Source organism: Streptomyces sp. NPDC021225, from assembly GCF_044332865.1.
Taxonomy (GTDB): Bacteria; Actinomycetota; Actinomycetes; order Streptomycetales; family Streptomycetaceae; genus Streptomyces.
Map to the genome: position 1 here is coordinate 205456 of NZ_JBIRPV010000008.1, position 26657 is coordinate 232112.

Annotated in this window: 1 protein-coding gene (running past one end of the window); it reads left to right on the top strand. The window is 72.7% G+C overall.

What is annotated here, in order from left to right; all coding sequences use genetic code 11:
- On the top strand, window positions 1-26657 hold the 5' portion of the coding sequence (locus tag ACH4S9_RS31740; RefSeq protein ID WP_398375211.1) for an SDR family NAD(P)-dependent oxidoreductase. 3043 nt of this gene lie beyond the right edge of the window; the window shows 26657 of its 29700 coding nt (coding positions 1-26657); its start codon is at window positions 1-3; its stop codon lies off the right edge, out of view.

Below are 26657 nucleotides of genomic sequence, written 5' to 3' on the forward strand. Positions count from 1 at the left end.
GTGATCGGGCTGTCCTGCCGACTGCCGTCCGCGCCGGACCCCGCGCGGTTCTGGGAGCTGCTCCGCGACGGGGTGAGCGCGGTGTCCGAGCCACCCCGCGGCCGCCACGGTGGCCACCGCGGCCACGGCGGCTATCTGGAGGACGTCGACCGATTCGACGCCGAGTTCTTCGGGATCTCCCCACGGGAGGCCCGGGCGATGGACCCGCAACAGCGCCTCATGCTGGAGCTGGGCTGGGAGGTGCTCGAGGACGCCGGACTGCCACCGGACTCCGTCCACGGCGGCGACATCGGCGTGTTCGTCGGCGTGACCGCCGACGACTACAGCACCCTGGACCGGCGCCGGGGCATCGAGGGCATCGGCCACCACACTCTCACCGGACTGAACCGCGGCATCATCGCCAACCGCGTCTCCTACTTCCTCGGCCTGCGCGGCCCCAGTCTGGTGGTCGACACCGGCCAGTCGTCGTCCCTCGTCGCCGTCCACCTCGCCTGCGAAAGCCTGCGCCGCGGCGAGTCCCGCGCCGCGCTGGCCGGCGGCGTCCAGCTGAACCTCACGCCCGACAGCACACAGGCCGCGGCGCGGTTCGGCGGACTGTCCCCGGACGGCCGGTGTTTCACCTTCGACGAGCGCGCAGGCGGCTATGTCCGCGGCGAGGGCGGCGGGCTCGTCCTGCTCAAGCCACTGGCGCGGGCCGTGGCCGACGGCGATGAGATCTACTGCGTCATCGAAGGCGGCGCGGTCAACAACGACGGCGGCGGCGAGGCCCTGACCATCCCCGACCCGCGGGCACAGCAGGCCGTGCTGCGCGCGGCCTGCCGCCGCGCTGGCGCCGACCCGACCGCCGTACGGTACGTGGAGCTGCACGGCACGGGCACCCGCGTCGGCGACCCCGTCGAGGCCGAGGCCCTCGGCGCGGTGTACGGGGACGGCCGCCCCGCCGACGAGCCGCTGCTGGTCGGCTCCGCGAAGACCAACGTCGGCCACCTGGAGGGCGCGGCGGGCATCGTCGGGCTGCTGAAGGTCGCCCTCTCGCTCCACCACGGGACACTGCCCGCGAGCCTGAACTTCGAGCGGCCCAACCCGCGGATCCGCTTCGACGAGTGGCGCCTCGACGTGGTGTCTGAGGCGCGCCCCTGGCCCGGCCACGACGGGCCGATCCTCGCCGGGGTGTCCTCGTTCGGCATGGGCGGCACCAACTGCCACCTCGTCGTATCGGACGCCGCGCCCATCGGGTCCACCACGCCCGCCGTGGCGGGACCGCCCGCGGACCTCCCGGAGGACGGGACGGGCGAGAGCACCGAGCCCGGCGCCGTGCCGTGGCTGCTGTCGGGCAGGACACCGGACGCGCTGCGCGCGCAGGCGGCCCGGCTCGCGGCCCAGGTGACCCGACAGGGCGGCCCGGCCCTGGTGGACGTGGGCTTCTCCCTGGCCACGACGCGGGCCACGTTCGACCACCGCGCCGTGGTCCTCGCCCGGCGCGCGGACGGCGCACTGCGCACCCTGACCGCGCTCGCCGAAGGCGCCCCCGGCAGTGGCGCGATCCAGGGCTCGGCGCGCTCCACGGCCACGGCCACGACCGCGTTCCTGTTCTCCGGCCAGGGCTCTCAGCGAGCCGGAGCCGGCCAGGAGCTGTACCGTCGGTACCCGGTGTTCGCACAGGCGCTGGACGCCGTCTGCGCCCGGATGGACGAACACCTCGAACGGCCGCTGCGCGAGGTGATGTTCGGGCCGGCGAGCACCCACGACGCCGAACTGCTGGACCGGACCGCCTACACCCAGCCCGCGCTGTTCGCCCTCCAGATGGCCCTCTTCCGGCTGCTGGAATCCTGGGGCACCGCCGCGGACTACGTGGCCGGGCACTCGATCGGGGCCGTCGCCGCCGCTCATGTGGCCGGTGTGCTGTCCCTCGCCGACGCCTGCGCCCTGGTGGCCGCGCGCGGTCGGCTGATGCAGGCGCTGCCCACCGGTGGCGCGATGGCCTCGGTCCGGGCCCCGGAGGACGAGGTGCGTCCGCTGCTGGCCGGCCGCGAGCACGAGATCTCCCTCGCCGCGGTCAACGGCCCCGAGTCCGTGGTCGTCGCCGGCGACGAGGGGGCGGTCGAGGACGTCGTCGCACACTTCGCCGCGCTGGGGAGCAGGACCAAGCGCCTCCGGGTCTCGCACGCGTTCCACTCGCCCCGCATGGACGCCATGCTCGACGACTTCCGCCGGGTCGTGGCCGGGCTGTCCCTCGCGGCGCCCCGGATTCCCGTGGTGTCCGACCTCACCGGCGAACTCGCGACCGCCGAGCAGCTGTGCTCCGCCGAGTACTGGGCGCGGCACGCCCGCGAGACCGTCCGCTTCGCTGACACCGTACGCACCCTGCGGGACCGGGGCGTCGGCGCGTTCCTGGAGCTGGGCCCGGACGGGGTGCTCACCGGGATGACCCGGGAATGCCTCGACCACCCCGCCTGGAACACCGCGGACACGGGAGAGACGGGTGCGCCCGCCGCGGTCGTCAGGACGCTGCGCCCCGGCAGCGACGAATCGCTGACGGTCCTGACCGCCATGGCCGAACTGCATGTCCACGGCGCCCCGGTGGCCTGGGACGCGTACTTCGCCCAGAGGGGCGGCAGGCGTGTGCCGCTGCCCACGTACGCCTTCCAGCGGGAACGTCACTGGCTGGAAGAACCGGCGGGCCCGGCCACCGCGCCCACGGAGGCCCCGGGCGCGCCTGAGCCCGTACCTGGTACGGCACCCGCCACCGCGGAGCCGGAGCCGGCCGCCCGCGAGCCTCGCGCCGACATGGCGCGCCTGGTGCGGGCCGAGACCGCCATGGTGCTCGGCTACGCCGAACCGGAGCGGATCGACACGAGCCTGACGTTCAAGCAACTCGGGTTCGACTCCACGATGACCGTGGAACTCGTGGCCCGGCTGAGGTCCGCCACCGGTCTGCGACTGCCCGACACCGTGCTGTTCGACCACCCCACGCCGGACCGGATCGCCGCCCGGCTGGCCACCGACCCCGGCGATGCCACACCCGGCGGTGCCACCGGCACCCGCGGGGCCCCGCCCCGGGCCACCGCCGCCCCGGCCGACGAACCGGTGGTCATCGTGGGCATGGGCTGCCGCTACCCGGGCGGGGCCGACTCCCCCGAGGCGCTGTGGGACCTGGTGGCCCACGACGTGGACGCCGTGTCCGCGATGCCCGCCGACCGCGGATGGCCGTCCGAGGTGCTGGCCACGGAACGGCCGGGCGGCTTCCTGTACGACGCCGACCGGTTCGACGCGGCGCTCTTCGGGATCGCGCCCCGGGAAGCCCTCGCCATGGACCCCCAGCAGCGGCTGGCGCTCGAAGTGACCTGGGAGGCGATCGAGCGGTCGGGGATCGCGCCCTCGTCCCTGCACGGCAGCCGCACCGGAGTGTTCGTCGGCGCGATGGCCCAGGACTACGGCCCGCGGCTGCACGAGGCGACCGGCGACGCCGAGGGCTATGTGCTGACCGGCACCTCGCCCAGCGTCCTCTCCGGCCGGGTCGCCTACACGCTCGGACTGCGCGGACCGGCGCTCACGGTCGACACCGCGTGCTCCTCGTCGCTGGTGGCCCTCCACCTGGCGGCCCAGGCACTGCGCAGCGGCGAGTGCTCGCTGGCCCTGGCCGGTGGCGTCACCGTGATGTCCGAGCCCGGCATCTTCGTGGAGTTCGCCAAGCAGGGCGGGCTGTCCGAGGACGGCCGGTGCAAGGCGTTCGCGGAGGCCGCCGACGGCACGGGCTGGTCCGAGGGCGTGGGCATGCTGGTGCTGGAGCGGCTGTCGGACGCGCGCCGCAACGGCCACCGGATCCTGGCGGTGCTGCGCGGCTCGGCGGTCAACTCCGACGGCGCGTCGAACGGGCTGACCGCGCCGAGCGGCGTATCCCAGCAGCAGGTCATCGGCCAGGCGCTGGCCGGAGCGGGACTCGTCCCCGCGGACGTCGACGCCGTAGAGGCCCACGGCACCGGCACCAGGCTGGGCGACCCCATCGAGGCCCAGGCGATCCTGGCCACCTACGGCCAGGGCCGGGTACAGGACCGTCCGCTGCTGCTCGGGTCCGTCAAGTCCAACATCGGCCACACCCAGGCCGCGGCGGGCGTCGCGGGCGTCATCAAGATGGTCATGGCCATGCGCCACGGCACACTCCCCAGAACACTGCACGTGGACGCCCCCTCGTCACACGTGGACTGGACGGTGGGCGCGGTGGAGCTGCTGACCGAGCCGACACCGTGGCCGGAAGCGGAGCGCCCGCGCCGCGCCGGAGTGTCCTCGTTCGGCATCAGCGGCACCAACGCCCACGTCATCGTCGAGCAGGCACCGCACGAGCCGCCACCGGCCGCCACCGCGGAACCCGCGCCCCCGAGGACGACACCCGAGGCCACCCCCCGCGTCGTTCCCTGGCCGGTGTCGGGACGGACCGACGCCGCGCTGGGCGCCCAGCTCGACCGGCTGCGCTCCTTCGTGGCGGACACCGACGCCTCGGCGCTCGACATCGGCTACTCCCTCGCCACGACCCGCGCGCAGCTGGAGCACCGCGCGGTGCTGCTGTCCACACCGGACGGCGTGGTGGAGGCGGCACGGGGCGTCGCCGCGGCCGCGCGCCCCCTGACGCTGCTGTTCGCCGGCCAGGGCGCACAGCGCGTCGGGATGGGCCGCGAGTTGGCCCACCGCTTCCCCGTGTTCGCCCGCGCCCTGGACGAGGTGTGCGCGCTGCTGGACGGCGAGCTGGGCCGGCCGCTGCGCGAGGTGATGTTCGGCCAGGACGCCGAGGCGCTCGACCGTACCGAGTACGCGCAGCCCGCGCTGTTCGCCCTCGAAGTGGCGCTGTTCCGGCTGGCCGAGTCGTGGGGGATCGTCCCCGAGCTCCTCGTCGGCCACTCGATCGGCGAGATCGCCGCCGCGCATGTGGCCGGAGTGCTGTCACTCGGCGACGCGTGTGCCCTGGTGGCCGCGCGTGGCCGCCTGATGCAGGCGCTGCCGGCGGGCGGGGCCATGGTGGCGCTGCGGGCGGGCGAGGACGAGGTGGAGCCGCTGCTGGCGGGCCGCGCCGACCGGGCGCGGCTCGCGGCGGTCAACGGCCCGTCCTCGGTGGTCCTCTCCGGCGACGAAGAGACGGTGGGGGATATCGCGGCCCACTTCGAGGCGCGGGGCCGGAAGGCCAAGCGGCTGCGGGTCAGCCATGCGTTCCACTCCCCGCTGATGGCCCCGATGCTGGCGGACTTCCGGGTGGCCGTCGAGCGCCTGACCTTCCAGGAGCCGCGCATCCCCATCGTCTCGACGGTCACCGGCGAGCCGGTCGACGCGACACGGATCAGCACACCTGACTACTGGGTGGACCATGTCGTACGCCCGGTGCGGTTCGCCGAGGCGATCGGCGCGGCGGCCGCCGCCGGATCCCGGGCCTTCCTGGAACTGGGCCCGGACGCGACGCTCGCGGCCCTGACCGGGGAGAACCTCGCCGAGCTACCCGGTGTCATCGCGGTGCCGATGCTCCGCACGGACCGTGGCGAGGACGGCGACGAACTCGCTGCCGTGTCCGCCATGGCCCGCCTGTACGCGCACGGCGTCCCCGTGCAGTGGCCCGCCCTGTTCGCCGGGGCCGGAGCGCGGCGGGCGGAGCTGCCGACGTACGCGTTCCAGCGCGAGCGCTACTGGGCCGGGCGGCCGACCGGAACGGCCGACGTCGTGTCGGCCGGCCTCGACCGGCCGGAACACCCGCTGCTGGGCGCGGTCGTGGCGCTCCCGGACACCGGAGGGCTGCTGTGCACGGGCGTCCTGTCCACGACGGCCCAACCCTGGCTGGCCGACCATGTGGTGGCCGGACAGGTGCTCTTCCCCGGCACCGGGTTCGTGGAGCTGGCGGTCCGGGCGGGGGACGAGGCCGGCTGTGGCCGGGTACGTGAACTCACCCTGACCGCGCCCCTGGTGTTGCCCGCACACGGTGGCGTCCCCGTCCAGGTGGCCCTCGGCCCGACCGACGACACCGGCTGCCGGACCCTGGGCGTCTACTCCCGCCCCGACGACGCACCCGACTCGCCGTGGGTTCAGCACGCCACCGGCGTGCTCGCACCGCCTGACACACCCGGGTGGCCGGGCGAGCCGGACCGTCCGGACACGGCCGACGGGCCCGGCGCGGCCGATCGATGGCCCTACGGCCGAGCATGGCCACCGGCCGACGCCACGCCGCTCGACCTCGACGGCTTCTACGAGCGGCGAAGCGCGGCCGGATTCGACTACGGCCCGGCCTTCCGGGGCGTACGCGCGCTCTGGCACACCGAGGACGCCGTGCTGGCCGAGGTGGCCCTGCCCGAGCACATCGCGGGCGACGCCACCGCGTTCGGAGTGCACCCGGCCCTGCTCGACGCCGCGCTGCACATCGTCTCGTACACCGGGCTCGACGATTCCGCGGGCGCGCGGCTGCCGTTCGCCTGGACCGAGGTGTCGCTGCACGCCTCGGGTGCCTCGGTGCTGCGGGTCCGGATGAGCCGCGCGGGCGACGACGCGATCACGTTGACCGTCGCCGATGCGGAGGGCCGGCTGGTGGCCTCCGTACGCTCGCTGGCCCTCCTTCCGTTCACGCCCGACGGCGGCGGCCGGGGCGGGCAACCTCTCCTGCGCCTGGACTGGGTGGACGCCGCGCCACCGGCCCCGGACGACCGCGCCCTGCGGTGGGCGGTGGCCGGGCCGGACGCCTGGGGGCTGGCCGACGCGCTGCGAGCCGCGGGCGAGAACGTGGTCGACGAGGCGACGGCACCGGCCGATGTGGTCCTGGTCCCGGTCGCCGCACCGGCCGGGACCGTGCCCGAGGACGACGTGCTCGACGCGGTGCGCGCCGCCACCTCGGCGGTGCTCGACCGGTTGCAGCAGCACCTGAGGGACCCGGACGGGCCCGAGAACACTCCTGCGGTGGTGTTGGTGACGCGGGGCGCGGTCGCGACGGACGCCGACGCCTCGCCCGACCTGGTGGGCGCGGCGGTGTGGGGGCTGGTCCGCTCGGCCCAGCACGAGAGCCCCGGCCGCTTCGTCCTCTTGGACCTGGACGGCACGGATGTCCCGCCCGCAGCTGGGCCACTGCGCGCGGCGCTGGAGCTGGACGAACCGCAGCTCGCCGTACGCGAAGGCCGCCTGCTGACGCCCCGGCTGGCCCCCGTGCGCCCCTCGGAGCCGACCGCCGAGCCCCGCCCGGAGGCCGTCTGGGACACCGAGGGCACCGTCCTCGTCACCGGCGGGCTGAGCGGGCTGGGCGCACAGGTGGCCCGGCACCTGGCCGGGGCCCATGGCGTGCGCCACCTCGTCCTGGCCGGACGCCGGGGCCGCGCCACCGAAGGCGCCGACGACCTGGTGGCGGAACTGACGCGGCTGGGCGCCGAGGTCACCGTCGCCACCTGCGATGTCGCGGACCGCGCCGCCGTCGCCCGGCTGATCGACGACATCCCGGCGGCACACCCGCTGACCGGTGTGGTGCACGCCGCCGGTGTGCTCGACGACGGGCTGATCGAGGCGCTGACCGCGGAGCGACTGGACACCGTGTTCTGGCCGAAGGCGGCCGGTGCGTGGCATCTGCACGAGCTCACCCGGAACCATGACCTCACCGCGTTCATCGTGTTCTCCTCTGTGTTCGGCGTCCTGGGAAACGCCGGCCAGGGCAACTACACCGCGGCGAACGCGTTCCTCGACGCCCTCGCCCGGCAGCGGGCTGCCCAGGGGCTGCCGGGCCTGGCCATCGCCTGGGGTCCGTGGCCCCGGAGCACCGGCATGACGAGCACCCTCACGGACGCCGAGATGCGCCGCATGGCGCGGGCCGGCCTGCCCCCGCTCGCCGTCGACCAGGGACTGGCCTGGTTCGACGCCGCGCGGACCGCGGGCGAGACGGCCGTGGTCGCGGCCCGGGTGGACCGCGCGGCGCTGCGCGCCCGGGGCACCGTGCCGGCCGCCTTCCGCACTCTGGTGCCCGCCCCGGTACGGCGCGCGGTGGCGGCCGGTGCGCCGGACCCGGGGTCCGGCCCGCTGGCCGGGCTGGCGGGGCTGACTGGGGCTGACCTCGCCGACGCGGTGTCCCGGCTGGTGCGGACCGAGGTCGCCGCGGTGCTCGGCCATCCCTCCGACGAGGCAGTGGACCCGTCCCTGACCTTCCAGGACCTCGGACTTGACTCGCTGACCTCGGTGGAGTTGCGCAACCGGCTCACCGAGACCACGGGCGTACGGCTGCCCACCACGCTCATCTTCGACCACCCCACCCCCGCGGCCGTCGCGGACTTCCTCTGCGAGCGCGGGCAGGGCACCACCGCCACCCGGCCGGTGGCCACCGCCCCCGCCGTGACCGGGGATCCGATCGTCATCGTGGGAATGGCCTGCCGCTATCCGGGCGGAGTGAACTCCCCCGAGGAGCTGTGGGAGCTGACGGCACAAGGCCGCGACGGCATCTCCGACTTCCCCGACGACCGGGGCTGGAGACTGCCGGACGCGTCCTTCGCCCACGTCGGAGGGTTCCTCCACGACGCGGGCGACTTCGACGCGGGTTTCTTCGGGATCTCCCCACGCGAGGCGCTCGCCATCGACCCGCAGCAACGTCTCCTGCTGGAGACCTCGTGGGAGGCCGTGGAGCGCGCCGGGGTGGACCCGCTGACGCTCAAGGGAAGCGCCACCGGTGTGTTCGCCGGAGTGATGTATCACGACTACCCGACGGCCGGGGACGGCCTGCCCGAGGCCCTGCGCGGCTTCGTGGTCAACGGCACGTCAGGCAGCGTGGCCTCGGGCCGGGTGGCCTACACCCTGGGTCTCGAGGGCCCGGCCGTCACCGTTGACACCGCGTGCTCGTCCTCGCTGGTCGCCGTGCACATGGCCGCGCAGGCGCTGCGTTCGGGGGAGTGCTCGCTGGCGCTCGCGGGCGGTGTCACCGTGATGGCGACCCCGGAGACCTTCGTCGACTTCGCCCGCCAGGGCGGCCTGGCCTCCGACGGACGCTGCAAGTCCTTCTCCGACGCCGCCGACGGCACCGGCTGGTCGGAGGGCGTCGGCATGCTGGTGTTGGAGCGGCTGTCGGATGCGCGGCGGAACGGTCATGAGGTGATGGCCGTGGTGCGGGGTTCGGCGGTGAATCAGGACGGCGCGTCGAATGGTTTGACGGCGCCGAATGGTCCGTCGCAGCAGCGGGTGATCCGCCAGGCGTTGGCGAGTGCCGGTTTGTCCGTGGCGGATGTGGATGTGGTGGAGGCGCATGGCACGGGGACGAGGCTGGGCGACCCGATCGAGGCGCAGGCGCTGCTGGCCACGTATGGGCAGGGGCGTGAGCGGCCGTTGTTGCTGGGGTCGGTGAAGTCCAATATCGGTCATACGCAGGCGGCGGCGGGGGCTGCGGGCATCATCAAGATGGTGATGGCGATGCGTCATGGGGAGGTGCCCAGGACGCTTCATCTGGAGGCGCCGTCCACTCATGTGGACTGGTCTGCGGGTGCCGTGGAGCTGATCACCGAGCGTACGATGTGGCCCGAGGTGGCGCGGGCGCGCCGGGCCGGTGTTTCCTCGTTCGGCATCAGCGGGACCAATGCGCATGTGATTCTGGAGCACGTCGCGTCCGAGCCGGTTGCCCCGGCCGTCGAGGAGCCGCCTGGGCCTGGTGTGGTGCCGTTGGTGGTTTCGGGTAAGACGGAGTCGGCGTTGCGTGCCCAGGCGGAGCGTCTGCGGTCCCATCTGGTTGATCGGTCCGGGTGGGGCAGGGCTGATGTGGCGCTGTCGTTGGCGTCGTCTCGGTCGGGTTTCGAGCACCGTGCCGTGCTGCTGACCCATGATCGGGACGGTGCGTTGCAGGGTCTCGCGGCTGTGGCAGGAGGGGAGCCCAGGGCCGATGTGGTGTACGGTTCGGTGGCTCCGCGGCCGGGCGCCACTGCATTCCTTTTCACTGGTCAGGGCAGCCAGCGCCCTGGTATGGGGCGTGAGCTGGCCGACCGGTATCCGGTTTTCGCGGATGCGCTCGATGCCGTTGTTGAGGAGTTGGACGGGCATTTGGGCCGTCCTCTGCGTGAGCTTCTGTTCGCCGAGGCCGATACCCCTGAAGCAGAGTTGCTCGACCGTACCGAGTTCACCCAGCCCGCTCTGTTCGCGGTCGAGGTGGCGCTGTTCCGGCTCGTGGAGTCCTGGGGCGTCACACCCCGCTTCGTGTCCGGACACTCGATCGGGGAGCTCGCGGCGGCACACGCGGCGGGCGTGCTCACCCTGCCGGACGCCTGCGCCCTGGTGGCGGCACGCGCCCGGCTGATGCAGGCCCTGCCCGTGGCCGGCGCCATGGTGGCGCTCCAGGCCACCGAGGGCGAGGTCGCTCCGCTGCTGGCGGGCCGCGAACACCTGATCGGCATCGCCGCCGTCAACGGCCCCGAAGCCGTGGTCGTCGCCGGTGACGAGAACTCCGTACGGGACGTGGCGGACCAACTTGCCGCGCGCGGGCGCAGGACCAAGCGGCTGGCGGTCTCGCACGCCTTCCACTCCCCGCTGATGGACCCCATGCTGGACGAGTTCCGGGCGGTGGCCGAGGGACTGACCTACCACGCGCCGCGGATCGCCATGGTGTCCATGGTGACCGGAACACCCGTCACCGACGACGAGCCGGCGTCCGCGGACTACTGGGTACGCCACGCCCGGGCCGCCGTACGCTTCGCCGACGGTGTCCGGGCACTCGAAAGCGCGGGCGTCGACACCTTCCTCGAAGTCGGCCCCGACGGCGTACTCTCCGCCATGGCCAGGGAGTCCCTGACCACCGACGCGGCCCTCATACCGCTGCTGCGCCGCAACCACCCAGAGGAGCTGTCAGCGGCCACCGCGCTCGCCCGGCTGCATGTGCGCGGCACGTCCCCCGACTGGGCCGCGTTCCTGGCGGGGAGCGCCGACGGACGCGGCGCGCACCGCGTCGAGCTGCCGACGTACGCCTTCCAGCACGAGCGCTACTGGCCGTCCGCGTTGTCGAGCCCGGCGCGCGACATCACCGCTGCCGGGCTGGGCTCCGCGGACCATCCGCTGCTCGGGGCCGCCGTGGAACTGGCCGATGGCGAAGGAGCGCTGTTCACCAGCAGGCTCTCATTGCGGACACACCCATGGCTGGCACAGCACGCCGTCGCGGGCGCCGTGCTGCTGCCCGGCACCGCGTTCCTCGAACTGGCGATCCGCGCCGGTGACGAGGTCGGCTGCGACCGGGTGGAGGAGCTGACCCTCGCCACGCCATTGGCGCTCCCCGAGCACGGCGCGATCCAGGTGCAGCTGAGGGTCGGCGCCGCTGACGAGGCCGGCCGCCGCCCGGTGACGGTATCCGCGCGGCCTGATGGAGCGGTCGGCCAGGAGTGGGCCCGGCACGCCGACGGCGTGCTCGCCACCGGTACGCACACCACCGGTACGCACACCACCGGTACGCACGCCACCGCGCCCGACACCGCATTTGAGGCGGCTCAGTGGCCACCGACGGGGGCGGTGCCCATCGCGCTGGACGGCCTGTACGACCGGCTCGAGGAGGACGGCTTCGGCTACGGCCCCCTCTTCCAGGGGCTCACCGCGGCATGGCGGCGCGGCGCGGAGGTCTTCGCGGAGGTCGGACTCCCCGACGCCGGGGACGGCGCCACGCTGGGGGCGGAAGCGGAGGACGCCGACGGCTTCGGGCTGCATCCGGCGCTGCTCGACTCCAGTCTGCGCGCGGTGGCGCTGCTCGACGGGGACATACCGCCCACAGCCCTGCCCTTCTCGTGGGAGAACGTCACCCTGCACGCGAGCGGCGCCAGGGCCGTCCGGATCCGGCTCGCCCCAGTCGGTCCTCACGCGGTGTCCGTCGACCTCGCCGACACCTCCGGCGCCCCGGTGGCCACCGTCGGCTCCCTGGCGCTGCGGTCCCTGTCCGCCGGGCAACTGAACACCGCGGCAGGCGCGGCGGAGCGCGACTCCCTGTTCCGGCTCGACTGGACGGCCGCCACCGCCGACCATGCCGATCCCCCCACCGGCCCCGGGCCGCTGGCCGTGGTCGGCCCCGACCCCCTCGGGCTCGCCGAAGCGCTTGAGGCCGCGGGCCACGCCGTACGCCCGTACGCCGACCTCGCCCAGGTGGCCCCGGCTGCCGAGGCGGCCAGGGAGGCCGGGGACGAGTCCGCCGTACCGGGTGCCGTACTCATCCCGCTCGCCGGAGCGCCCGACGCGGCCGACGACGTCGTTGCCACTGCTCACGACCTCAGCGCCCAGGTGCTGACGCATGTGCAGACCTGGCTGGCCGAGGCGGAACGCCTGGCCGGGGCCCGGCTCGTGTTCATCACCCGAGGGGTCGCCGGGGACCCGCCAGGCGCCCACGACGTGGCGGCCGCGACGGCGTGGGGCCTGGTGCGCTCGGCGCAGGCGGAACACCCCGACCGCTTCGTCCTCGTCGACCTCGACGACATACCTGAGTCGGCAGCGGCGCTGCCTGGGGCCCTCGGCAGCGCCGAGCCGCAGCTGGTGATCCGCGACGGCGCGGTCCGTGTCGGCCGGCTGGCCCGGGTGTCCGTACCCGGCGGGCCCGGCGCCGACTGGGACCCCGAAGGTACCGTGCTCATCACCGGCGGGACCGGGGGGCTGGGCGGCGTACTGGCTCGTCATCTCGTCACTGAACACCAGGTCAGGCACCTCCTCCTGGCCAGCCGCCGCGGCCGCGCCGCAGAGGGCGCCGACCAACTGGCCACCGAACTCACCGCCTTCGGCGCCCAGGTGACCGTGGCCTCTTGCGACATCGCGGACCGCGACGCCCTGGCCGAGCTGCTCGCCGGTGTGGAGCTGAGCCACCCGCTGACGGCCGTGGTGCACACCGCGGGCGTACTGGACGACGGCGTCATCGAGACCCTCACCCCGCGGCGCATGACCGCCGTACTGCGCCCGAAAGCGGACGCCGCCTGGCACCTGCACGAACTGACCCGCGACCTGGACCTGGCCGCGTTCATCATGTTCTCGTCGGTGGTGGGCACCTTCGGCGGCGCGGGCCAGGCCAACTACGCGGCCGGCAACGCCTTCCTCGACGCGCTGGCGGAACACCGGCACGCCACGGGGCTGCCCGCGCTGTCGCTGGCCTGGGGGCCGTGGACCCGGGCGGGAGGGATGACCAGCACCCTGACCGAGGCGGACATGCGCCGCCTGGCCCGGGAGGGCATGCCCGCATTGCCGGCCGAGCGGGGCGTGGCGCTGTTCGACGCCGCCCTCGCCGCGTCGGAGCCCGTCCTGCTGCCCGTGCCGCTCGACCTGCCCGCGCTGCGGGCCCGCGGCCAAGTGCCGCCGCTGCTGCGAGGGCTCATCCGTACCCCCCTCCGCCGCTCGGCGGCCTCTGGGCCTGGCGCCTCCGCCTCCCTCGCGCACCGACTGGCCGCCCTGCCTCGGGCGGAGCGCTCGGAGGCGGCGCTCGACCTGGTCCGTACGCAGGTGGCGCTGGTGCTGGGACACGCGACGGCGGACATCGTGGCCCCGACACGCGCCTTCCAGGACCTGGGCTTCGACTCCCTGACGGCGGTGGAACTGCGCAACCGGCTCGGCGCCGCCTCCGGCCTCCGGCTGCCCGCGACCGTCGTCTTCGACTACCCGACCGCCGAGGCACTCGCTGGCTACCTGCTGGAGGAACTGCTCGGCCCGGAGGCGACGGACACGACGGAGGAGGGGAACACGGCCCACGCCACGCTCGTCCCCGTCCCTGTCGCCGATGACCCGGTGGTGGTCGTGGGGATGGCCTGTCGCTACCCGCGTGGGGTGCGCTCCCCGGAGGACCTGTGGCGGCTGGTGGTCGGCGGCGAGGACGCCGTCTCGGGCTTCCCGACCAACCGGGGCTGGGACTTGGAGGGGCTGTACGACCCGGATCCGGACCACGTGGGCACGTCGTATACGCGGCAGGGTGGGTTTCTGCATGATGCGGGGGAGTTTGATGCGGCGTTTTTCGGGTTGAGTCCGCGTGAGGCGGTGGCTACGGATGTGCAGCAGCGGTTGTTGCTGGAGGCGTCGTGGGAGGCGTTCGAGCGGGCTGGGATTGATCCGGTTTCGTTGCGGGGCAGTCGGACGGGCGTGTTCGCCGGGGTGATGTACCACGACTACGGCACCTTGCTGCGGGGTCCGGAACTCGAGGGCTATCAGACCAGCGGCAGCGCGGGCAGTGTGGTGTCGGGCCGGGTGTCGTACACCCTGGGCCTGGAGGGCCCGGCGGTCACGGTGGATACGGCGTGCTCGTCGTCTTTGGTGGCGATGCATCTGGCGGGGCAGGCGTTGCGGTCGGGTGAGTGTTCGTTGGCGTTGGCGGGGGGTGTGACGGTGATGTCGACTCCTGCCGCGTTTGTGGAGTTTTCGCGGCAGCGGGGGTTGTCGGGGGATGGCCGGTGCAAGGCGTTTTCGGATGCGGCTGATGGTGTGGGCTGGTCCGAGGGCGTGGGCGTGGTGGTGCTGGAGCGGTTGTCGGACGCACGGCGCAACGGGCACGAGGTGCTCGCGGTGGTGCGGGGTTCGGCGGTGAACCAGGACGGCGCGTCGAACGGCCTGACCGCGCCGAACGGTCCGTCGCAGCAGCGGGTGATCAGGCAGGCGCTGGCGAGTGGTGGGCTGTCTGTTTCGGATGTGGATGTGGTGGAGGGGCACGGTACGGGAACGAGGCTCGGGGACCCGATCGAGGCGCAGGCGCTGCTGGCCACCTATGGTCGTGATCGGGACGGGGATCGTCCGCTGCTGCTGGGGTCGGTGAAGTCGAACATCGGTCATACGCAGGCGGCGGCGGGGGCTGCGGGCATCATCAAGATGGTGATGGCGATGCGTCATGGGGAGGTGCCCAGGACGCTTCATCTGGAGGCGCCGTCCACTCATGTGGACTGGTCAGCCGGCGCTGTGGAGTTGGTGACCGCACACAGGGCTTGGCCCGAGGTGGCGCGGGCGCGCCGGGCTGGTGTCTCCTCGTTCGGCATCAGCGGCACGAACGCGCATGTGATCCTGGAGCACGTCCCGTCCGAGCCGGTCGCTCCGGCCCTCGAGGAGCCGCGCCGGCCTGTTGTCGTTCCGCTGCTGGTTTCGGGCAAGACGGAGCTGGCGTTGCGTGCCCAGGCGGAGCGTCTGCGGTCCCATCTGGTTGATCGGTCCGGGTGGGGCAGGGCTGATGTGGCGCTGTCGTTGGCGTCGTCTCGGTCGGGTTTCGAGCACCGTGCCGTGCTGCTGACCCATGATCGGGACGGTGCGTTGCAGGGTCTCGCGGCTGTGGCAGGAGGGGAGCCCAGGGCCGATGTGGTGTACGGTTCGGTGGCTCCGCGGCCGGGCGCCACTGCATTCCTTTTCACTGGTCAGGGCAGCCAGCGCCCTGGTATGGGGCGTGAACTGGCCGACCGGTATCCGGTTTTCGCGGATGCGCTCGACGCCGTTGTTGAGGAGTTGGACGGGCGTCTGGGCCGTCCTCTGCGTGAGCTTCTGTTCGCCGAGGCCGATACCCCTGAAGCAGAGCTGCTCGACCGTACCGAGTTCACCCAGCCCGCTCTGTTCGCGGTTGAGGTGGCGTTGTTCCGGCTGCTGGAGTCCTGGGGGGTTGTTCCGGATTATCTGGTGGGGCATTCGGTTGGGGAGATTGCTGCTGCGTATGTGGCTGGGGTGTTTTCGCTGGCGGATGCGTGTGCGTTGGTGGTGGCGCGGGGTCGGTTGATGGAGGGGTTGCCTGAGGGTGGGGCGATGGTGGCGGTGCAGGCGGGTGAGGATGAGGTGGTGCCGCTGCTGTCAGATGAGGTGTCGATTGCCGCGGTCAACGGTCCTGGTTCGGTGGTGGTGTCCGGGGCGGAGCGGCAGGTGCTGGAGATCGCGGAGCGGTTCGCCGCGGAGGGGCGGAAGACGAGTCGGTTGGGGGTGTCGCATGCGTTCCATTCCCCGTTGATGGATCCGATGCTGGACGAGTTCCGTACCGTGGCCGAGGGGCTGTCCTACCGGCCTCCGGTGATTTCGGTGGTGTCCACGGTGACGGGTGAGCCTGCCGGGGACGTGGATATGTGCTCGGCGGACTACTGGGTCGAGCATGTGCGGGCGACCGTACGGTTCGCCGATGCCATCACGGTATTGAACGAGGCGGGCGTACGCAGATTCCTCGAGGTCGGACCGGACTCCGCACTGACGGTGCTGGCGGCCGAGACGGCGTCGGACGGCGCGGTGCTGGTCTCGGCGCTGCGCAAGGACCGGGGTGAGGAGAGCGCGGTGGCCACCGCGCTGGCGCAGCTGTACGTCGACGGCGTGGAGGCCGACTGGGCATCCTTGTACGCGGGCGCCCGGCGGGTGGAGCTGCCCACTTACGCCTTCCAGCGCCGGTGGTTCTGGCCGCGCACGGCACCGTCGGTCGGAGATGCCGTGGCGTTCGGCCTCACCGCGGCGGAGCATCCGCTGCTCAACGGGGCCGTGGAGTTGGCAGGTTCCGAAGGGCGGCTGTTCACCGGACGGCTGTCGCTGCCGCAGCGGTCGCATGAGTGGCTGGCCGATCACAGGGTGTCGGGGCGAGTGCTGGTGCCGGGCACCGCCTTGTTGGAGTTGGCGGTCCGCGCGGGCGACGAGGTCGGTTGCGACCGGGTGGAGGAACTCACGCTGGCGGCGCCGCTCGTGCTGCCGGAGCAGGGCGCTGTGCAGGTGCAGCTGGCTGTCGGCGAGCCGGACGAGGCGGGCCGTCGCCCGGTGAGCGTGTACTCCCGGCCGGAGGGCCGGTCGGACGAGTGGGTGCTGCACGCCGACGGGGTGCTCTCGGTGGCCGGGCCGTCCGGTCACTCGAGCGGCGGGCCAGCCTGGCCGGTGTGGCCGCCGGAGGGTGCCGAGCGGGTGGACCTGACCGGTTGCTACGAGCGCTTCGCCGAGCGCGGTTTCGACTACGGGCCGCTGTTCCAGGGCCTGCGGGCCGCCTGGCGGCGCGGTGCCGACGTCTTCGCCGAGGTAGCGCTGCCGGACGATCCCGATACGGACGCCGCTGCCTTCGGGTTGCATCCCGCACTGCTCGACTCCGCGCTGCACGCGGCCACCTGGGCGGGGACCGGGGTCCGGCCCGGTGTGCTGCCCTTCTCGTGGTCGGGAGCACGTCTGTACGGGGCGGGAGCGTCCGCGCTACGGGTGCGGCTGTCGTCGGCCGGTCCGGACACCCTGTCCCTGGAAGCCACCGATCCGTCCGGGCGCCCGGTACTTTCGGTGGAGTCGCTCGCCCTGCGCGTGATGTCGGCCGAACCAACCGGCGGAGGCGGCAGGTCCGCGGCGGATTCGCTCTTCCGCCTCGACTGGACACCGGTGCACGCCTCGGTCGTGCCACCCGCCTCCGTGGCCGTCGTCGGGCGCGATGACGGCGGACTCGTCGAGGGACTGCGGACGACCGGGCTGGCCGTCGTCGGTTGTGAAGACCTCGCCGCCCTCGCGGCCGCGGATAACGCACCGCCGGCCGTGGTGTTGATGCCGGTGACCGGGTCCGAGGGCGATGTGGTGGGCTCCACGCGCGAGGTGACGTCCAGGATTCTGGGCGTACTGAAGGCGTGGCTGGCGGACGAGCGGTGGGCGCCGTCCCGTCTGGTGTTCGTCACGCGCGGCGCGACCACGGGAGAGGATCTCGCGGCCGCGTCCGTATGGGGCCTGGTCCGAGTGGCGCAGACGGAGCACCCGGACCGGTTCGCCCTGGTGGACCTCGACGGCGGGCAGCTGTCCGCCACCGCGGTGGCCGCGGCCTTTGGGGCGGACGAGCCGCAGACGGCCGTCCGGGGCGGCGCCGTCCTGGCGGGCCGCTTGGTGCGTACCCCTGCCGTCGACCCGGCCACGTCCACGTCCACGGCCGTGGAGTGGGACCCCGAGGCCACGGTGCTGATCACGGGTGGCACGGGGGGACTGGGCGGTGTGCTGGCCCGGCACCTGGTCGTCGAGCACGGCGTCCGCCATCTGCTGTTGGCCAGCCGCAGCGGCGGCACGGCCGCCGGGGCGGCCGAACTCGTCGCGGAACTGACCGGGCATGGCGCCGATGCGCGCGTAGTGACGTGTGATGTGTCGGATCGCGCTGCGGTGGCGGCCCTGCTGGAAGACGTGCCGCCGGACCGACCGGTGCGGGCCGTGCTCCACACGGCGGGCGTCCTGGACGACGGCGTACTCGAGTTGCTGACGCCGGAGCGGCTTGCCAAGGTGGCACGGCCCAAGGTCGACGCGGCGTGGGCGCTGCACGAGGCGACCCGCGCGCTGGATCTGACGGCCTTCGTGACGTTCTCCTCGGTGGCGGGCACGTTCGGCTCGGCAGGACAGGCGAACTACGCCGCGGCCAACGCGTTCCTGGACGCATTGGCGGAGCATCGACGTGCGGCCGGGCTTCCGGCGGTGTCGCTGGCCTGGGGCCCGTGGTCCCGGACGGGCGGAATGACCAGTGGCTTGACCGACGCGGACATGGAACGCATGGCGCGTGCGGGCATGCCGCCCTTGTCCGCCGAAGAAGGCGTGGCGCTGTTCGACGCGGCGCTGGCGAGCGGCGAGGCCGCCGTCGTCCCCGTCCGGCTCGACCTGTCCGCGCTGCGCGCGCGTGGAGAGGTTCCGCCGCTGCTGCGCTCCCTGATCCGGACCCGCACCCGCCGCAATGCCCTGCCGACCTCGGGCGAAGCCGCCACCCTCGTCCAGCGCCTCGGCGGTCGGATCGACGCCGACCGGCGGGAGGCGCTGATCGACCTGGTACGCGGCCAGGTCGCGCTGGTGCTGGGGCACACGGGCTCCGGCGAGGTCGGTGTCTCCCGTTCCTTCAAGGAACTGGGCTTCGACTCACTGACGGCGGTGGACCTGCGCAACCGTCTGAACACCGCCACCGGGCTCCGGCTGCCCGCCACTCTGGTCTTCGACTACCCGACGGTCGTCGCGCTGTCCGACTACCTGCACGACGAGCTGTTCGGTACCCGGACCGACGGTTCGGTCCCCGCCCAGGCACTGCCGGTCGTGTCCGATGACCCGGTGGTGGTCGTGGGGATGGCCTGCCGTTATCCGGGTGGGCTGCGTTCTCCGGAGGATCTGTGGCGGGTGGTGGTCGAGGGGGCGGATGTGGTGTCGGGCTTCCCGGCCGACCGGGGCTGGGATGTGGAGGGGTTGTACGACCCGGACCCGGAGCACCTGGGCACTTCCTACACGCGGCAGGGTGGGTTCCTGCATGATGCGGGGGAGTTTGATGCGGCGTTTTTCGGGTTGAGTCCGCGTGAGGCGGTGGCTACGGATGTGCAGCAGCGGTTGTTGCTGGAGGCGTCGTGGGAGGCGTTCGAGCGGGCCGGGATTGATCCGGTGTCGTTGCGGGGCAGTCGGACGGGCGTGTTCGCCGGGGTGATGTACCACGACTACGGCACCTTGCTGCGGGGTCCGGAGTTCGAGGGCTATCAGACCAGCGGCAGCGCGGGGAGCGTGGCCTCGGGTCGGGTGTCGTACACCCTGGGCCTGGAGGGCCCGGCGGTGACCGTGGATACCGCGTGTTCGTCCTCGCTGGTGGCCATGCATCTGGCGGCGCAGGCATTGCGGGCGGGGGAGTGCTCGCTCGCGCTCGCCGGCGGCGTCACGGTGATGTCGACTCCTACCGCCTTTGTGGAGTTTTCGCGGCAGCGGGGGCTGTCGCCGGATGGTCGGTGCAAGGCGTTTTCGGATGCGGCTGATGGTGTGGGCTGGTCCGAGGGCGTGGGCGTGGTGGTGCTGGAGCGGCTGTCGGACGCACGGCGCAACGGGCACGAGGTGCTCGCGGTGGTGCGGGGCTCGGCGGTGAACCAGGACGGCGCGTCCAACGGCCTGACCGCGCCGAACGGTCCGTCGCAGCAGCGGGTGATCAGGCAGGCGCTGGCGAGTGGTGGGCTGTCTGTTTCGGATGTGGATGTGGTGGAGGGGCACGGTACGGGAACGAGGCTCGGGGACCCGATCGAGGCGCAGGCGCTGCTGGCGACGTACGGCCGGGACCGGGACGGGGATCGTCCGCTGTTGCTGGGCTCGGTGAAGTCGAACATCGGCCACACCCAGGCGGCGGCGGGTGTCGCGGGTGTGATCAAGATGGTGATGGCCATGCGGCACGGGGTGCTGCCGCAGACGCTGCATGTGGACGCCCCGTCGTCCGAGGTGGACTGGGAGGCGGGCGCGGTCGAACTGCTCACGCAGGCGGTGGAGTGGCCGGGGACCGGGCAGCGCCCGCGCCGCGCCGGCGTCTCGTCCTTCGGGATCAGCGGCACGAACGCCCACCTGATCGTCGAGCAGCCGGAACTTCCTGATGCGGTGGGAACCGTGCCTGAGGAGTCCTCTGAGGGCACCGGTCTGGTGCCGTGGGTGGTGTCGGGCGCGTCGGAGGCGGCGTTGCGTGCTCAGGCCAGGCAACTGCTGTCGCACGTGACGGCAGGTGCCGAGCTGGGGCTGCGGGATGTGGGTCTGTCGCTGGCGGCAGGCCGGTCGGCGTTCGACCAGCGGGCTGTGGTGCTGGGGGAGGACCAGGAGAGCCTGCTACGGGGTGTGGCGGCCCTGGCCGCGGGTGAGTCCGATGGGAGTGTGGTCGAGGGCTCGGTGGCTGATGGTGGGAGGACGGCGTTCCTGTTCGCGGGGCAGGGGGCGCAGCGGTTGGGGATGGGGCGTGAGCTGTATGAGCGCTTCCCGGTGTTCGCCGAGGCGTGGGACGAGGTGGTGTCGGCGCTGGACGTGGCGTTGGGGGATGTGGTCTGGGGCGAGGATGAAGTCGCGCTGAGCCGTACCGAGTTCACCCAGCCCGCCTTGTTCGCGGTTGAGGTGGCGTTGTTCCGGCTGCTGGAGTCCTGGGGGGTTGTTCCGGATTATCTGGTGGGGCATTCGGTCGGGGAGATTGCTGCTGCGTATGTGGCGGGGGTGTTTTCGCTGGCGGATGCGTGTGCGTTGGTAGTGGCCCGGGGTCGGTTGATGGAGGGGTTGCCTGAGGGTGGGGCGATGGTGGCGGTGCAGGCCGGCGAGGATGAGGTGGTGCCGCTGCTGTCAGATGAGGTGTCGATTGCCGCGGTCAACGGTCCTGGTTCGGTGGTGGTGTCCGGGGCGGAGCGGCAGGTGCTGGAGATCGCGGAGCGGTTCGCCGCGGAGGGGCGGAAGACGAGTCGGTTGCGGGTGTCGCATGCGTTCCATTCCCCATTGATGGATCCGATGCTGGACGAGTTCCGTACCGTGGCCGAGGGGTTGTCCTACCGGTCCCCGGCCATTCCGGTGGTCTCCAACCTGACGGGCGGCCTTGCGACGGAGGAGCAGCTGTGCTCCGCCGACTACTGGGTGGATCACGTCCGTCAGGCCGTGCGGTTCGCGGACGGGATACGGACCTTGGCCGACGACGGCGCCACCGTCTTTGTGGAGCTCGGGCCGGATGGGGTGCTCTCCGCCCTGGCGCGGGAGTCGGCGCCGGAGGAGTCGGTGCTGGTGCCGGTGTTGCGCAAGGACCGGGGGGAGGAGCGGTCGGCCCTGACCGCCCTGGCCCGGCTGCACGTCAACGGTGTGGAGGTGGACTGGTCCGCACTGTTCGCGGGCGCACGGCGAGTGGCCCTGCCCACCTACGCCTTCCAGCGCGAGAGGTTCTGGCCGACGGGTACGGCGAGCCGTGCGGGTGATGTGCGCGCGGCGGGCCTCGGGACGGCGGATCACCCGCTCCTGGGCGCCGCCGTCGAGCTCGCGGGGGCCGGAGGACATCTGTTCACGAGCCTTCTGTCGGCGCGGTCGCACCCGTGGCTGGCCGACCACCGCGTGATGGGCCGGTTGGTGGTGCCGGGGACGGCGCTGGTGGAGCTGGCGCTCCGGGCGGGTGACCAGGTCGGTTGCGACCGGGTGGAGGAACTCACCCTGGCGGCGCCGCTGGTGCTCGTCGAACAGGGCGCCACACAGCTCCAGCTGACCGTGGGCGAGCCGGATGAGACGGGCCGCCGCCGCCCGCTCAGCGTCCACTCCCGGCCCGAGGGCGCGGAGGACACACCGTGGTTGCGGCACGCCACCGGCACCCTCGCCACTTCCACCGCGACGCCGTCCGACGCGGAACCCGGCGACGCCGCGCCGGAAGCGGGGGTGTGGCCGCCGGCCGGGGCGGCGGCGCTGGACCTGGACGGCTTCTACGAGCGCCGGGCGGCCGAGGGCTTCGGCTACGGCCCGGTGTTCCAAGGCCTGCGAGCCGCCTGGCAGTCGGGCGAGGATCTCTTCGCCGAGGTGGAACTGCCGGAGCGCATGGAAACCGAAGCGGCCGCCTACGGGCTGCACCCCGCGCTCCTCGACGCCGCCCTGCACGTGGCCGTCCTGGCCGGCCCCGACACGGGCTCGAGTGCCGTGCCGTTCTCCTGGTCGGGAGTCTCGCTGCGGGCCGTGGGCGCCGCCTCGGTACGGGTGAGGTTGTCGCGCCGCGCGGACGGCGCCTTGTCGATCGCGCTCGCCGATCCGTCCGGTGCCCCGGTGGCCACCGTGGACTCCCTGGTGGTGGCCGAGCTCCCGGCCGAGCATGGGGAGGGCGGTGACGGTGTCCCGGACGTGGCGCGTACAGCGATGTTCCGCCTGGACTGGGCGCCGACCCCTGCGGCGGCCCCCGTCGACGAACGTATCGCGGTGGTCGGCCCGGACCCGTTGGGTCTGGCCGCACTGGTCGGGGAGGGCGGCGCTACGGTGGAATCGCACGCCGACCTCGCCTCCCTGGCGGCCGTGTCGGGGGACGTGGCACCGGGCGTCGTCCTGGTGCCCGTGGCCGACGCCGACTCCGGGCCGCCCGTGGTGGAACGCGTCCGGACCACGACGACCAGCGTGCTGGCACGCCTCGGGACCTGGCTGGCTGAGGAGCGGTGGGCAAATTCCCGGCTGGTGTTCGTCACTCGTGGCGCGACGACCGCCGACGACCTCGCCGCCGCGTCGGTGTGGGGCCTGGTGCGCTCGGCCCAGACCGAGCATCCCGGCCGGTTCGGCCTGATCGACCTCGACTCCACACCCGGCCCTACCACCGACGACCGTGCCGTCGACGGCGAGAGGACACCGGGATCGCTGTTGCTGGAGGCCCTCGCCTCCGCGGAGCCGCAACTGGCCGCACGCGACGGCGCGATCCGGGCGGGCCGGCTCGCCCGCGTCCCCGCACCCGGCGGGTCGGCCCTCGCGTGGGACAGCGACGGCACCGTACTCATCACCGGGGGCACGGGAGGACTGGGCCGACTGGTGGCCCGCCACCTGGTGTTCGAGTGCGGCGTACGCCATCTGGTGCTGGTCAGCCGCAGCGGCCCGGCGGCCGACGGCGCCGGGGAACTCGTTGCCGAGCTGACGGCTCACGGCGCGGATGTCACCTTGGAAGCGTGCGACACCGCCGACCGCGACCAGCTCGCACAGGTGTTGGCCGGGGTGCCCGAGGCGCATCCGCTGCGCGGCGTCGTCCATACGGCAGGTGTGCTCGACGACGGAGTGGTGGAGTCGCTGTCGCCCGAGCGGTTGGAGGCCGTACTGCGGCCGAAGGTGGACGCGGCCTGGCATCTGCATGAGCTGACCCGGGACATGGATCTCTCCGTCTTCGCCCTCTTCTCCTCGGTGGCAGGCGTGTTCGGCGCCGCGGGACAGGCCAACTACGCGGCGGGCAACGCCTTCCTGGACGCTCTGGCCGGACACCGCCGGGACGCCGGGCTGCGGGCGGTGTCGCTGGCCTGGGGCCCCTGGGAGCCGACCGGAGGGATGACCAGTGCGCTGAGCGAGGCCGACACGAGGCGGATGGCGCGCTCGGGCATGCGCGCGTTGTCGGCCGAACAGGGATTGGCGCTGTTCGACGCGGCCCTGGCGAGCGGCGAGGCCGCCGTTGTGCCCGTCCGGCTCGACCTGTCCGCGCTGCGCACCCAGGACGACGTCCCCTCGCTGCTGCGCGGACTCATCCGGGCCAAGGCCCGCCGTGCCGCCGTCACCGGCTCGGGGGCAGCCGCCTCGCTCATCCAGCGGTTGAGCACGCTGACCCATCGGGAAGAGCGGCGTGACGCCCTGCTGCGCCTGGTGCGCGGTCAGGTGGCGCTCGTCCTGGGCCACGCAGGAGTTGACTCCGTCGAGGCCGCTCGGTCGTTCCAGGATCTGGGCTTCGACTCGTTGACGGCTGTGGAGCTGCGCAACCGCCTCAACGCCGCGACCGGGCTCCGACTGCCCGCCACCCTCGTCTTCGACTACCCCAGGCCCACCACGCTCGCCGATCACCTCCTCGACGAACTGTTCGGAGCCGAAACCGAGGGCTCGGCACCGACGCACACCGTCCCTGCGGCATCCGATGACCCGGTGGTGGTCGTGGGGATGGCCTGCCGTTATCCGGGTGGGGTGCGTTCTCCGGAGGATCTGTGGCGGGTGGTGGTCGAGGGGGCGGATGTGGTGTCGGGCTTCCCGGCCGACCGGGGCTGGGATGTGGAGGGGTTGTACGATCCGGACCCGGACCACCTGGGCACTTCCTACACGCGGCAGGGTGGGTTCCTGCATGATGCGGGGGAATTCGATGCGGCGTTCTTCGGGTTGAGTCCGCGTGAGGCCATGGCGACGGATGCGCAGCAACGCCTGCTGCTGGAGGCGTCGTGGGAGGCGTTCGAGCGGGCCGGAATCGATCCGGTGTCGCTGCGGGGCAGCCGGACGGGCGTGTTCGCCGGGGTGATGTACAACGACTACGCCGATCTTCTCGATGGTGGCGAGTTCGAGGGCTATCAGGGGAATGGCAGCGCGGGGAGCATGGCATCGGGCCGCGTGTCCTACACCCTGGGTTTCGAGGGCCCGGCGCTCACGGTCGACACGGCATGTTCGTCGTCTTTGGTGGCGATGCATCTGGCGGGGCAGGCGTTGCGGTCGGGTGAGTGTTCGTTGGCGTTGGCGGGGGGTGTGACCGTGATGTCGACTCCTGCCGCGTTTGTGGAGTTTTCGCGGCAGCGGGGGCTGTCGCCGGATGGTCGGTGCAAGGCGTTTTCGGATGCGGCTGATGGTGTGGGCTGGTCCGAGGGTGTGGGTGTGGTGGTGTTGGAGCGGTTGTCGGACGCGCGTCGGAACGGGCACGAGGTGCTGGCGGTGGTGCGGGGTTCGGCGGTGAACCAGGACGGTGCGTCCAACGGCCTGACTGCACCGAATGGTCCGTCGCAGCAGCGGGTGATCAGGCAGGCGCTGGCGAGCGCGGGCCTGTCTGTGGTGGACGTGGACGCGGTGGAGGCGCACGGAACGGGCACAAGGCTGGGCGACCCGATTGAGGCGCAGGCGCTGCTGGCGACGTACGGCCGGGACCGGGACGTGGATCGTCCGCTGCTGTTGGGGTCGGTGAAGTCGAACATCGGTCATACGCAGGCGGCGGCGGGTGTGGCGGGTGTGATCAAGATGGTGATGGCCATGCGGCACGGGGTGCTGCCGCAGACCCTGCACGTGGAGGCTCCGTCGTCCGAGGTGGACTGGGAGGCGGGCGCGGTCGAACTGCTCACTCAGGCGGTGGAGTGGCCGTCGATGAACCGGGTGCGCCGGGCGGGCGTGTCCTCGTTCGGCATCAGCGGCACCAACGCCCATCTGATCGTCGAGCAGCCGGATCCCTCCGATGCGCTGAACAGTGTGCCTGCGGTGTCCTCTGAGGGCACCGGCGTGGTGCCGTGGGTGGTGTCGGGTGCGTCGGAGGCGGCGTTGCGAGCTCAGGCCGGACGGCTGCTGTCGCACGTGACGGCAGGCGCTGAGCTGGGGCTGCGGGATGTGGGTCTGTCGCTGGCGGCAGGCCGGTCGGCGTTTGAGTACCGGGCTGTGGTGCTGGGGGAGGGCCAGGAGAGCTTGGTGCGGGGTGTGTCGGCGCTGGCTTCAGGCGAGTCCGACGGGGGAGTGGTCGAGGGTTCGGTGGCTGATGGTGGCAGGACGGCGTTCCTGTTCGCGGGGCAGGGGGCGCAGCGGTTGGGGATGGGGCGTGAGCTGTATGAGCGCTTCCCGGTGTTCGCCGAGGCGTGGGACGAGGTGGCGGGGGAGCTGGACGTGGCGTTGGGGGATGTGGTCTGGGGCGAGGATGAAGTCGCGCTGAGTCGTACCGAGTTCACCCAGCCCGCCTTGTTCGCGATCGAGGTGGCGTTGTTCCGGCTGCTGGAGTCCTGGGGGGTTGTCCCGGACTACCTGGTGGGGCATTCGGTCGGGGAGATCGCGACGGCGCATGTGGCCGGCGTCTTGTCTCTTCGGGATGCGTGTGCGTTGGTGGTGGCGCGAGGAAGGCTGATGCAGGGCTTGCCTGAGGGCGGGGCCATGGTGGCGGTGCAGGCCGGCGAGGACGAGGTAGTGCCGCTGCTCTCCAACGAGGTGTCCATCGCGGCGGTCAACGGTCCTGGTTCGGTGGTGGTGTCCGGGGCGGAGCGGCAGGTGCTGGAGATCGCGGAGCGGTTCGCCGCGCAGGGGAGGAAGACGAGCCGGTTGCGGGTGTCGCATGCGTTCCATTCCCCGCTGATGGCCCCGATGCTGGACGACTTCCGTACCGTGGCCGAGGGGCTGTCCTACCGGCCTCCGGCGATTCCGGTGGTGTCCACGCTGACGGGTGAGCCCGCCAAGGGCGCGGATCTGTGCTCCGCCGACTACTGGGTCGAGCATGTGCGGGCGACGGTACGGTTCGCCGATGCCATCACGGTGTTGAACGAGGCGGGCGTACGCAGGTACCTCGAGCTCGGACCGGACGGGGCGCTGTCGGCCCTGGCGGCCGAAAGCATCACCGAGGAGCCCCTGCT